Source organism: Acetitomaculum ruminis DSM 5522 (assembly GCF_900112085.1).
GTDB classification, from domain to species: Bacteria; Bacillota; Clostridia; order Lachnospirales; family Lachnospiraceae; genus Acetitomaculum; species Acetitomaculum ruminis.
Genome location: NZ_FOJY01000003.1, coordinates 108,016 through 120,621 on the forward strand (window position 1 = coordinate 108,016; position 12,606 = coordinate 120,621).

General features: G+C 34.2%; 12 protein-coding genes. 2 read left to right on the forward strand and 10 right to left on the reverse strand.

The annotated features are described in order from the left end of the window. Nucleotides 1-86 precede the first annotated feature (86 nt). The 9 genes from tig to BM153_RS02810 all read right to left on the reverse strand — a co-directional run bounded on the left by tig (nucleotide 87) and on the right by BM153_RS02810 (nucleotide 10,128). Nucleotides 87-1,193 (reverse strand): trigger factor, encoded by a 1,107-nt coding sequence (gene tig, locus BM153_RS02770; RefSeq protein WP_092870531.1) that lies wholly within the window; start codon nucleotides 1,191-1,193, stop codon nucleotides 87-89. A 207-nt stretch (nucleotides 1,194-1,400) separates the two neighbouring features. Further along, entirely contained in the window at nucleotides 1,401-1,847 is a 447-nt protein-coding gene (locus BM153_RS02775) for a hypothetical protein (protein WP_092870533.1), read from the reverse strand. Nucleotides 1,848-1,922: 75 nt separating this feature from the next. Then, on the reverse strand, nucleotides 1,923-2,816 hold the full coding sequence (galU, locus tag BM153_RS02780) for a UTP--glucose-1-phosphate uridylyltransferase GalU (protein ID WP_092870535.1): 894 nt from the start codon (nucleotides 2,814-2,816) through the stop codon (nucleotides 1,923-1,925). Nucleotides 2,817-2,834: 18 nt separating this feature from the next. Next, nucleotides 2,835-3,263, reverse strand: a complete 429-nt coding sequence (locus tag BM153_RS02785; protein WP_092870537.1) for a YwiB family protein — start codon at nucleotides 3,261-3,263, stop codon at nucleotides 2,835-2,837. Beyond that, nucleotides 3,248-4,132: a 4-(cytidine 5'-diphospho)-2-C-methyl-D-erythritol kinase gene (ispE, locus tag BM153_RS02790; RefSeq protein WP_092870539.1), complete on the reverse strand. Its 885-nt coding sequence runs from the start codon at nucleotides 4,130-4,132 to the stop codon at nucleotides 3,248-3,250. Before ispE ends, BM153_RS02785 begins: the two co-directional genes overlap by 16 nt. A gap of 134 nt (nucleotides 4,133-4,266) precedes the next feature. Next, nucleotides 4,267-5,103 (reverse strand): Mrp/NBP35 family ATP-binding protein, encoded by an 837-nt coding sequence (locus BM153_RS02795; RefSeq protein WP_092870541.1) that lies wholly within the window; start codon nucleotides 5,101-5,103, stop codon nucleotides 4,267-4,269. Nucleotides 5,104-5,262: 159 nt separating this feature from the next. Continuing rightward, on the reverse strand, nucleotides 5,263-7,047 hold the full coding sequence (locus tag BM153_RS02800; RefSeq protein ID WP_092870543.1) for a hypothetical protein: 1,785 nt from the start codon (nucleotides 7,045-7,047) through the stop codon (nucleotides 5,263-5,265). 27 nt (nucleotides 7,048-7,074) lie between these two features. Then, nucleotides 7,075-9,396 carry an ABC transporter permease gene (locus tag BM153_RS02805; protein ID WP_092870545.1) on the reverse strand — a complete coding sequence of 774 codons (2,322 nt, stop codon included), beginning with the start codon at nucleotides 9,394-9,396 and terminating at the stop codon, nucleotides 7,075-7,077. Between the two features lie 33 nt (nucleotides 9,397-9,429). After that, the gene (locus BM153_RS02810) at nucleotides 9,430-10,128 is read right to left on the reverse strand and encodes an ABC transporter ATP-binding protein (RefSeq protein WP_092870547.1); all 699 of its coding nucleotides are present in this window, start codon (nucleotides 10,126-10,128) and stop codon (nucleotides 9,430-9,432) included. A 261-nt stretch (nucleotides 10,129-10,389) separates the two neighbouring features. Between BM153_RS02810 and BM153_RS02815 the strand changes: the two genes are divergently transcribed. Both BM153_RS02815 and BM153_RS02820 read left to right on the forward strand, forming a co-directional pair. After that, the gene (locus BM153_RS02815) at nucleotides 10,390-10,665 is read left to right on the forward strand and encodes a metal-sensing transcriptional repressor (protein WP_092870549.1); all 276 of its coding nucleotides are present in this window, start codon (nucleotides 10,390-10,392) and stop codon (nucleotides 10,663-10,665) included. A gap of 21 nt (nucleotides 10,666-10,686) precedes the next feature. After that, a complete protein-coding gene (locus BM153_RS02820) occupies nucleotides 10,687-11,181 on the forward strand; it encodes a PIN domain-containing protein (RefSeq protein WP_092870551.1) in 495 nt (164 codons plus the stop codon). Nucleotides 11,182-11,272: 91 nt separating this feature from the next. Here BM153_RS02820 and BM153_RS02825 read toward each other — a convergent pair whose 3' ends face one another. Next, nucleotides 11,273-12,565 carry an AI-2E family transporter gene (locus BM153_RS02825; protein ID WP_092870552.1) on the reverse strand — a complete coding sequence of 431 codons (1,293 nt, stop codon included), beginning with the start codon at nucleotides 12,563-12,565 and terminating at the stop codon, nucleotides 11,273-11,275. Between the last annotated feature and the right edge of the window lie 41 nt (nucleotides 12,566-12,606).

Genomic DNA, 12,606 nt, shown 5'->3' on the forward strand with positions numbered 1-12,606 from the left:
CTGCCGGCATTTATCATGATACAAATGTCTAATAATGACAGCAGGGAGTATGTTTTAAAATTTTAGTTTTTCATCACTAAAAGCTCTTAGTTTGAGCTTTGAGATGAAGGAACAACAGTCGCATTATCCTCAAGGAATTTAAGAACTTTTTGCTGTTGGAAATACTCTGTAAGAGTATCAGCATCATAAGATTCTTCTAATGCATCAACTGACTCATATCCATTATCTTTTACATATTTTTCTTCGGCTTCTTTAAGTTCTCCCTGGGTAAGATCAAGTTTTTCAGCCTTGCAGATAGCTTCCATAACAAGTTTTTGCTCACAATAGCTTTGCTCATAGGATTCTACCTGTGTTTCAAAAGTTCCTTCGCTCATTCCATAATAACTTGAAATATATTCTTTATATTCTACTCCGGCACTTTTTGCTGCTGATTTAATCTGCTCCTTGAAAGATTTAATAGCATCTTCAAGCATTCCGTCAGGAAGTTTCTTTACTGTGGCATTTGATACTGCCTGGCTTTGTACCATGTACTGGATATAGCTTGAAGCCTGTGAATCATAGGATTCCTGAAGAGACTTTCTGATTTCTTCTTTATATTCTTCAACTGTTTTTGAAGTTTTAGAATTTTCTTTAACGAAATCATCATTAAGTTCTACCTTGCTTGGCTCCTGAAGAGAATTGATAGTAACCTTGAATTGTACAGGTTTTCCTGAAAGAGAAGTATCTGCATTATAATCTTCAGGGAAAGTAAGATCAAGAGTTACCATTTCACCTACATTATGTCCAATAAGTCCAGTTTCAAATCCTGATATGAATGTATTAGAACCTATAACAAGATCGCTACCTTTAGCAGTAGTCTCATCTCTTGATTCTCCGTCTATAAATCCTTCATAGTCAATGTTTACCTTGTCCCCATTTTGTACCGTTGTTCTGTCTACATCAGAATAGGTCACGGCAGACTCAAGGTTTGACTGAATCTGAGCATCAACTTCTTCATCTGTAACGGTCTGAAGGTCATAAGTAACTTCTATTCCTTTATATTCACCTAATTTTACATAGTCATCCACATTATAATCTTTTTTTACTGTTACTGTTTTAGAGTCTGAAGAGTTCGCCCCATTTCCGGAACACCCACTTAATGCTCCTGCTGCCAAAGCGCATGATAATACAATTATCGCGATTTTCTTTTTCATTACTTATTTCCTCCATTAAATAATTTTTACTTCTTCTATTTTTATAAATCGGTTTATATCAATTATAAAACACCATTTATATTAGAATATCATATTTTTCATTACTTTTAAAGCTTTAATAAACTAATTATTTCTTAATAATACATTAATTTGAGTATAATATAAAAAAAAGAGCCCCCGAAATAAGGAACTCTTTATCTTTTATCATTATTTGTCTCTAGAAGTAAGTCTTTTGAAAAATCCTTTCTTCTTAACCGGTGTTTCCAAAGGTGCTCTAACACCCTTAACTCCTGTTATGTAAATACCACTTACTGTAGCTTTAACCTCTTTTTTTACAGGTATAACTTCAAATACTTTCTCATCTGCAATAAGGGTCATAATCTTTGGTCCAATCTTTGCTTTTACAACTGGAACCTTAGAACGCTTAAGATACCATGGAGTTTTTTCCAAAACAATATCCGGAAGCCCTGCCTCAGTAAGTTTCATATGCTTCTTGTCTATAACAAGCATATGCACGCTCTGGGCTGCTGCATCTATCTGAACCTGCTGTTCCGCCTGCTTTTTCTCAGCTTTCTTTCCAAAATAATATAAAGCTCCTAAAATCGCAATAAGAACAACTAAAATAACTATCATTACTATTGTAAATACTGACATAAATTCACCTCCTTAAAACAAGCCTGTCCACCATTTTAACATCTTTTCCCAAATAAAGCCAGTATGAAAATGTCATTATTCATACCTAATCATTTCATCCATATTTTCATTAAGCTCTTTAAGATACTCTTTAAGCTCATCTTTAAGCTTTTCATCTCTTAAGGCACATTCGATATTCGCCTGTAAAAATCCGATTTTGCTACCTACATCATAACGATGTCCCTTGAAATCATAAGCATATGTATCAACTCCGTCATATACCATTCTCTTAAGAGCGTCTGTAAGCTGAATCTCTCCTCCGGTTCCTTCTTCCTGAGTTGAAAGATAACCAAAAATTGATGGGTTTATGATGTAGCGTCCCAATACAGCAACATCTGATGGAGCCTTGTCAACATCCGGTTTTTCCACCATATCTGTAACCTTGTAAAGGCGGTCTCCTTTCTTTTCTCCTTCAATGATACCGTATTTGTTTACATCTTTATGTGCAACAGTCTGAACTCCAAGAACATTTCCATGGGTATTTTCATAGATATTCAACATCTGCTTTAAGCAAGGAGTATGAGAAATAACAATATCATCACCAAGCATTACTGCAAAAGGCTCATCTCCGATAAAATGACTGGCTGTAAGAATGGCATGTCCCAGTCCTCTTGGCTCTTTTTGTCTTATGTAATGAATATTTGCCATTTCAGGAATTTCTCTTACAATTTCAAGCATTCCGTCTTTATGATGTCTTTCAAGTTCCATTTCAAGCTCGATTGAACGGTCAAAATGGTCTTCTATTGAACGCTTGCTTCTACCTGTAACTATAATAATATCCTGAATACCCGCTTCTACAGCCTCCTCCACAATATACTGGATAGTAGGTTTATCCACTATAGGAAGCATCTCCTTTGCCTGAGCTTTGGTTACGGGAAGAAATCTTGTTCCAAGTCCTGCTGCCGGTATAATCGCTTTTCTAACTTTCATTTTTCAAATCCTCCTGAATCATTCAAATTTTATGTCATTAATTTCCATCGTCAACTGACAGTCCGATAGAAAATCGCCTTCTAATTCAATAATATAGTTTAATTTAACTTTTAGCAATGTCTCTTTTTCTTCAACAATTACGCTTTTTGTATCTATCCTGGTTAAAAATTTCCCATAGGGAAGGGAATAAAGACTTTCGTGCTTTTCTCCTTCCACAAAAAGCATATTGGTTTCGGTCATGCCTTTTTTGGTAATTTCAACCCTGTCTTTACTAATCTTTATAATATTTCTAATACTGACCTGACCGTTTTCATCTGATTCTTTATAATAAATATATTTTATACCATCAATAATCCGAAATTTGCCGGTGGTTTTCGTTTCTATTATTTCTTCCTGGCCGGAATTTTTATGTATGCTTTTTATATAGATATTTACATTATCTGACATGGTAACATCCCCCAGGTCTTAGTAAGAAAAACCTCTTTTGCAATAGAGCTTTCTTTAATAAATTCTGCAGCTTTCATTGCCTTTTTACTGTCTTCAAAAATCCCAAATACTGTTGGACCGCTGCCACTCATTAAGGCTTTGTCAGCCCCATGATTTTCCATCATTTCCTTTATTTTTGCAATGACTGGATGCATGGTTATTGTAACACTTTCCAACACATTACTCATGTTTTCATACATTTTTTTGTAATCTTTGTTCTTAATGGCATTTATCATTGCCAGTGTGTCCGGATGTTTTGTATTTTCATCTAATACAAGGCTTTCATAAACGCTTTTTGTGGAAACGCTTATATCCGGTTTTGCTATTAATATATCTAATTCTCCCACAAAAGGCAGTCTGGTAAGGATTTCTCCTATTCCCTCTGATAAAGCTGTTCCACCCATTATACAATAAGGTACATCAGCTCCTATTTTTACGGCATCTTCCCTTAATTCTTCTTCTTTTATTCCTAAATCAAACATTTCATTAATGCCCTTCATAACTGCAGCTGCATCAGAACTTCCTCCTGCCATTCCTGCTGCAATAGGGATTTTTTTGGAAAGATTTATAAAAATTCCATCTTTAATATGATATTTTTCTCTCATAAGAGCTGCCGCCTTATAACACAAATTATTTTCGTCATTAGGCAAAATGCTCATATTAGTATTTATCCTGATTATATCTTCACGGGTTTTTTCCATGGTAATTTCATCATAAAGGTCAATATTTTGCATAACCATTGATACCAGATGATAACCGTCTTGTCTTACTCCCATAACATCAAGGCTTAAATTAATCTTTGCTCTGGCTTTCAGCTTAATATCCTGCATAAATCCTCCCTACATTAAAACAGGCTTCTCTCCCGGGAAAGAAACCTGATACTCACATGGTAAAGCGAAAATTCACAAATCCGCCCCGCTTTTTCATAAACGCAGGAACCCTAAAAGTCCCTGCGCCTGATTTTTTATTTAAGATCTTCTACAGCCTTTACAGCATTGTCAATTATCTCAATGTCAGCCAATTCAATCATACCCTTATCGCATGCAGATGCAATCTTAGGATTAAGAGGTAATCTGTCAAGAACAGTTAAACCATGCTCTTTAGCAGCCTCATCAATGTGACTTTCACCGAATACATTGATTTTCTTGTGACAATCCGGACATTCTATGTAAGACATGTTTTCTACAATTCCCAAAATAGGAATATTCATCATCTCAGCCATGTTTACAGCCTTTTGAACAACCATTGATACCAGATCCTGTGGTGATGTAACTATGATAATTCCATCTACAGGTAACGACTGGAATACTGTAAGAGGAACATCACCTGTTCCAGGTGGCATATCTACAAACATATAATCAACATCTTCCCAGATAACATCTGTCCAGAATTGTGTAACTGTTCCTGCTATAACAGGGCCTCTCCAGATAACCGGTTTTGTCTCATCTTCAAGTAAAAGATTTACTGACATAACCTGTGTTCCCATGGAGGATTTTACAGGAAGTAATCCCTCTTCGCTTCCTTCAGCTTGCTTTTTGATACCAAACATTTTAGGAATAGAAGGGCCTGTAATATCTGCATCTAAAACAGCTACCCTTTTTCCAAGTCTCTGGAAATTAACTGCCATCATTGAAGTAACAAGGGATTTACCAACTCCACCCTTACCACTTACAATTGCAATTACCTTATTTACTCTGCTCTTTGGGTGTGGGTCCTTTAAAAAACTCTTTGGATCAGCTTTTCTATCTGAACAAGTCTCTTTGCAGGTGGAACAAGCCTGTGGTGTACATTCTTCACTCATTTTTTAACACTCCTTTGTAATAATAATTATTACCTTACCTTTTAAATACGTTTTTATTTCCCTATATACAAGAAATATTCCGGTATAGGGGAAAGAGCCCTTATACCTTATAACCTCAGCATTTATATTATAAATTTTATGAATAAGCCTTGTCAACCACTAACTAATTTCGTCAGTTTCCACAATAAATCTGACGCTTCCTTTGCAATTTTTTGTTTTTCCACTAAAACTTTCATAACTTTTATCTCTTAATTTTATCGCCTTTAAGCCTCTTACTATATTAATAAGACCCTCCCCTGATAATTTGGAAAGCTGACTCATTCCTTCGCTATCAAACCTGCTCATGCCCTCCTTGTAGGATAAAAGGCCTGCCAAAAGGGTTGAATAGCCTGATTTTAAGCTTTCTCCACCGGCTACCAACGCCTTTCCACCCTGATCTAATTTTGCAACATTTTCCTGTATGGCTTTTGCCTGTTCAATCAACTGGCTTATGGCTGCAGCATCAATTTCCAAGTCTGAATCTTTTATGTCAGGATTATCTTCAAATACTTCTGTAAGATCCTCCATGGCACTATTTATACTATCAAAATCAGGTGTTGCCTTATTTATGGCAGTTAATTGATTTTCAATGGTTGTCTTGTAGTAATCAAGATTTACACTACCGGAAATTGAAGATTTTAAAGACTTTTGTTCTTCTTTTGAAAGAGTCTTGTAGGTATCATTATTTTCAAGGGCTACAATAGCCTGATTTTCGGCATCTTTGGCTACATTGTCCCAGTTTATGGCTCCTATTACGGAAAGTGCCTGTTTTAAAGTAGCCATATAGGTAACTATTTCTTTATAGCCTTTAGCCAAAGCCTTAGTATCTTTTATTAATGAGTTTATTTCCTTTGCCATATCTGTAGCAGATAAAGATGATAAGTCGTATTTTCCTATTGCATCATTAAAGGCTGAAATACCACTTTCTAACTGTCCCACCCCATCTATATACTGATTTAAATAGTTTTGAAACTCTCCGGCACCGGAATAAATCTTTGCAGAGGCATCCACCAGTTCTTTAGAGGCATCCTGAAGTTTACCTATTCCATCTGAAAGTTCTTCTATGCTATTAAGTTTTTCCGTATCAAAATCTTCAAATAAACCATTGGTAATTATAGTAGCAGTAAGATCCAGTGAAAAATCCTTGGCATAGGCGGAAATTTCCACGAAATCATCCATTTTAATATCTTTAGATGCCTCAAAACCCGCTAGTTTCAAGGATTCATTTATACCAGGTATGCACATTCCCACTGCAACTTTGTTTCCGTCAGCATCCATTAATTTTCCATTTTTTACTTCTACATCTGAAAATACCTCTGAATCAAGAACTGCAGTTGATATTACTAAAAAAGGAACTTCTGCCTCAATTTCTTTGCCATCAACATTTACTTTTTCCTTTGTTTTATTTTCATAGTCAAAACGAATTTTTATATTACCACTGGCACCTGCTATTTCTTTTGCAGTTACCTCTTTGTCATTTAGGTAATAGCTTACCTTTACATTAACCGGAAGATTTTTCTCTTTACTTTCTCCTGAATAAGTAATGTCAGTTCCCTTATTTTCCCAATAAAGACCATTATCTTTTCCGGGATAATATTCCTCGTCCCCTTTGGAATTTTTTATGTTTGATAAAGTGGAATAATCTTTTACATAATCGCTTCCTTCTTCTATATCTAAAAGGCTTGCTTTTACGGATATTTTTCCGGGATTTCCATATTCATCTGCACTTATTGTTACTGTTTCTGATTTACTTTTTGCATAGGAAAAAGAAGCTTCATCTTCCTTAAAGGTTGTCGTTTCTTCTTTAGCTATATCATTGCCTTTATCTGAAATTGCATCCTTTGATGAGGCGCAGGCTGTAAAAAGCAGACTGATTGCCATCAAAAATGCCATGTGTCTTTTCATAATTTTCCCTCCTGATTATATTTATTTTTATTCCACATTTTTTAAGGCTATATCCTTAGGTACTTTTCGGATTTTAATATATTCAAATATTACCACAATTGCGTAGGTGGCTACCCCTAATGCAAACATTTCAAGAGGTAAAAACGGGTCAAGATAAAAGGCTATCCAGCCACTTATACTGGTTCTTAATATTACCTCTACAATTATTTTTACCAGCCAGATTTCCACAGGTATGGTTATTATTATAAATAAAACCACCATTATGGAAGTGGCAAGAATATACAGTCTGCTTACTTCAAGGTCCCTAAATCCCAGTATTTTCACCATTGAAATGGATTGGGCATTTTTTTCTATAATTACTTTTGAAAGAAGATATACCAAAACAAAAAATATCAGCATTGCAAAATAATTCAATAAATTCATTATACTTCCCATAGATTTATCCAGCTGTCTGCTTATTTTTGTAAGGGCAGTAATATCAATCACAGAGCCTATATATTCTTCATCTATATCCGTAATTTTCGTATCGGAAAAATAACCTGAAAAATAGGAATCTCCCAAATCAAACATTTTATTTGCATCTTTTATTGGCATATATATACTTAAAGTCGCCTCATCATTAATGATTCCCGTGATTTTAAAATCATATTTATTATTTTTGTAGGCTTCCTTTAGCTGTATGGTATCTCCTGTTTTTAAAAGATATTTGTCCGCATAGGCTTTGGTAATGTATACATCATTTTCTTTAAAATCAATATTGATATATCTACTTTTATCCTTAACCCCGTAAATAGCCACATTTTCTTCTACAGAAGAAAGTTTTCCCGGAATGGTTTTTAAAGAATATGCCGTAAATTTCTCGGCATCCTCATTTTCTGTTTCCACCTCATTAAAATACATTAAAAGATTTACCATGCTTTCTAACTTATGATTTTTATCAAATACATCTGAAGGAACTTCCAGAATATACTGATAATTACAAAGCATGTTTTCCTTAACATTTGACTGATAATGGTTTATCAGACTTGGAAAAATAAGTCCATAAACCAAAATCATATTTGCAAAGAATATTCCCACAAACAAAACAAGATAATTACTCAGGTTTTGTATAATTACCCTTATTCTAAAACGGGTAAAAACAGGAAGTTTATGGCTTAATTTCATGGTCTTTTTTTTCTTATTTTTCCTTAAATCTCTCCTGATAAAATTCAAAGGCTTTAAGGAAAGCTTATTTGACAAAACCAGATAATTTATCAAAAGCATAATTATAAAAGGAATTACCGTTGTCATTACAAATGCTTCGCCATTCCATATAGTTACAAAAGTTGTAAGGGAATAGCTTCCGTAATACATTCCGGCACAATAATCCTTCATAAGGCTGTAGCCTAGTATATTTCCCGTAATGGCACTTATCAAGGTAACTATCAAAGGAGGCATGAGATAATGTTTAATCAGCTCCTTTTTTTCGTAGCCCATAGCCCTTAAGGTTCCAATTACAGCTGACTCTTTTACAATGGTATTGGCACCGGTAACCCCAAATACAAAGGCAATTATTACTATGATTATGTATAAAAATACTACTATGGCCTGCTTGTCACCACTCATATCTTCCCCGGCATAAATAATGGCCTGGTTTGCATAACGGGGTATAAAATCCTTTAAGGCTATTTCGTTATTTAACACTTCTATTAAATCTTTGGAGCGATTATATTCTTCAGTCTCATCCTTTGGTTTTTCATTGTAAATAAAGGAATATCTGTAATTTAATTCCTCTTCTTTAAAATCAAATCCCTCCTCTGATACCACTGCTACTCCAAATGCCAAAGAATCAAACATGGTATCGTTATTATCTGAAAATAAGCAACTGTAGTCAGATAAGGAAACAAGGCCTGTGATTTTCCATTTATGGTGTGAGTCCCAGATTTCATCTCCCACCTTTAAGTTGTTATTATCGGCGAACATCCTGTCAATGGCTATTTCATCTGCTTTTTTAGGGAATTCCCCCTTCATTAGACAAACTTTGTCTATTTCTTTTCTGTTTTTAAAAATACGCAAAGTATCGTTATTATTAAGTTTTACCTCTGCAAAAAAATTATCATAAAGAGTAAGTCCAAAGACTTCAATATTCTTTTTTTGTGCCCTGTTAATTTTATTTTTACTGGTAAAATTCCCATCCTCTATATTATATTTTTCAAAACTTTCATCATAAGCCTTTACCATACTTCCATCTGCCACCAGAAAGCCTGATACAAAGGCAATTGAAGCCACTAAGAGGATAAAAATAACCAGATATTTTCCTATGTCTTCTTTTATTTCTCTTAGAATTCTTTTATTTAAAGGATTTTTCATTTCATCAACTCCTTTTGCAGCCACTAAAGCTGTTTACCATTCCAGATCCATGGCCGCAATCTTTTCTTCATTCAAATAATTTTTTCTTATTTTTCCATCCCTAAGTAAAACCACCCTGTCTGCCATGTTTTTTATGGCATCATTGTGGGTAACCATAACTATGGTGTTATTGTAGGTATTATTTACGGTTTCTATGAGTTTTAAAATCTCTTTTGAAGTGGAGTAATCCAAAGCTCCCGTTGGCTCGTCGCACAAAAGTATATCAGGATTTTTAACAATTGCTCTTCCAATGGAACAACGCTGTTGCTGTCCTCCTGACAACTGATTTGGAATTTTTTCCTGATGCTCATATAGTCCAAGAACCTTTAAAAGTTCATCCACATTTAAGGGCTTATCGCTTAAATATGCCCCAACTTCTATATTTTCTCTAACTGTAAGATTTGGGATAAGATTATACATTTGAAAAACATATCCCAAATGTTTTCTTCTGTAATTTGTCAATTGTTTTTCCTTAAGATTCGACATGGATTCTCCCATTATGGAAATTTCTCCGGAATCTGCATTATCTATCCCGCCAATTATGTTTAAAAGGGTGGATTTTCCCGAACCTGAAGGTCCTAACAAAACACAAAATTCTCCCTTTTGAACCTGAAGGCTTATATCCTTTAAAACCTCCACATGACTGTCTCCATCACCAAAAGATTTTTTGATGTTTTTTAACTCTAAAAACATTTCTTATTACTCCTTTAAAATATATATAAATGCTTTTTTACCCCTTAAGAAGGTCGTTAGTTATCACTAACCATTCTAACACTTCTTTTTTTTATTTCAAGCCCTTTTAGTTTATCAATATCTGCTATAAAGTTAAATTGACATAATAAATAATTATTCTTAATATATTATTCAATCTTGCTAAATCTTTTGTTTTATCATATAATATTATAGAATAAGTGTTTTTTGCGCTTTTGATTTACTATATGGAGGATTACGTAAATGCGTCAATGTATGGATAGCGAAAATCTTCATCGAAGATTAAATAAAATTAAGGGACAGTTAAACGCTATTGACAGAATGATAGATGAAGATGTTCCCTGTGAAGAAATATTGATTCAAATAAATGCCGTAAAAAAAGCTACGCATAAGGTTGGTCAAATTGTTTTAGAAGGGCACATTCATCACTGTGTGAAGGATGGTATCGAGCACGGGGATGCCGATAAAACCATTGCAAATTTCACAAAAGCTGTTGAACAGTTTTCTCGTATGAGTTAAGAGTTTTACAAGGAGGCAGTAATGGGGAAGATTTTTTTTATTGATTTTGAAAATGTAGGATTAGCAGGTTTAAGCGGAATAGATGAGCTTAGCTCTGACGATTATGTTATTATTTTTTCAGGACAAAAATCTCCAAAGCTTTCCTTAGAGGATGCCGACCGTATATACAATTCCGCAGTGAAGGTTGATATATATATAAATAATATCACCAGAAAAAATGCCATCGATTTCGTAATATCTACTTACATGGGCTATTACATTGGAAGAGATAATTATGAATATTACATCATAATTTCAAGGGACAAAGGCTATGAACCAGCTATTAAAGCCATTTCTTCCATGACCGATAAGTTTTTGATACTTGATAAAGACATACATTCAGCCCTTCACTTTCAGGAAAATGGTGCATTTGAAAACACACTTTCCATTCGTGACAATTACAAAGAAGAAAAAAAATTCTCAAATATTTACAGCGCCATCGGCTCTTTTATATCAGATTCAAAAGAGTGCGAATAGCAATCCCCAAAAAGAGCCGCCATTTGAAGTGTTCCCTGGCAAGATTTGGTCAGGAAATTCCTCATTTAGCAGCTCTTTTTATTATTGATATTTATTCTTTTTTATCTTTTAAAGCCTCATCATTTTCCGGATTTTCTTTTTTCAGATAGGTTGCTTTTTTTGTATCTTCGTCAATATATTCCACTTTTAAATAGTCCATGGAAGGAACGGGAAGCTCCTTTTTCTTGAGAAAATATGCCAATATTCTCTGAATAAGATAATAAATTACCGCAAAAGCCGGAACTCCCAAAAGCATTCCCAAAAATCCAAAAATTCCTCCACCTACTAAGATGGAAAATACAATCCAGAATGGAGAAAGCCCAGTAGAATCCCCTAAAATGTGAGGTCCGATTATGTTTCCATCTATCTGTTGTAAAACTATTATCATTATCAGAAAACTAAGTCCCTGTATAGGATTAACCAAAGTAATAAGAATTATTGATGGAACAGCTCCGATATAAGGTCCAAAAAACGGGATAATGTTGGTTATTCCCACTATTACACTTACAAGTACTATATAAGGAAGTTTCATTATGCTCATTACTATAAAGCAGATTATGCCTATAATAATAGAATCAACGATTTTTCCTGATAGAAAACCTATAAATATTTCATTGCTTTTTCTCATTACTTCTAAAAAAACATTGGCTTTCTTTGCCGGTAAGACTGCATAGGTTGCCTTTTTAAGCTGGCCTACAAAGGTCTCTTTTCCCATAAGCAGATATATGGAAATAATAAGTCCGATAAATACATTTAACAATAACTTGAAAACCCCAATTACACCTATGGTCACTGAGGACATCATTTTATTTGCCTGAGATAAAAGATCTGTTTTTAACCAGGTATTAAAATAATCCGTACCTTTTTCAAGTAATGTATTTATAACATTACTAAGGTTTGAATTTTCATTCATCATGGAAATTATTTTATCACTAAGGTCTGTCAACTGCCCCGGAAGAGTATTGGCAAGATTTACAATGTTTTTATAAAGCTCAGGAATAATCATATTTCCCAGAATGAAAAAGCCTGTAAAAAGTAATATATACACTACAAACATTGATAATGCCCTGCATAATTTTCCCGGATTTTTTTTCATTCTCGGCTGAAAAAATTTCAAAAATAATTCTTCAAAATAGTTCATAACAGGATTTAACAGATATGCCAATGATACACCTATAATTATGGGCTGTAAGATTGTAAGAAACCCTCCAATGGCTGATTTTAAAGAATCTATACGAAAAATCATAAAAAACAAAAGTATACTTCCTGCCACGACCATAAAAGCCAGTAGGGCATACCTAATCCAAATTTTCCAGAAGTTTCTGTTTTCGTTTTTTTCTTCCATAATTAGTCTCCATTTCTCCCGGTTTTTACCGTCAATATATC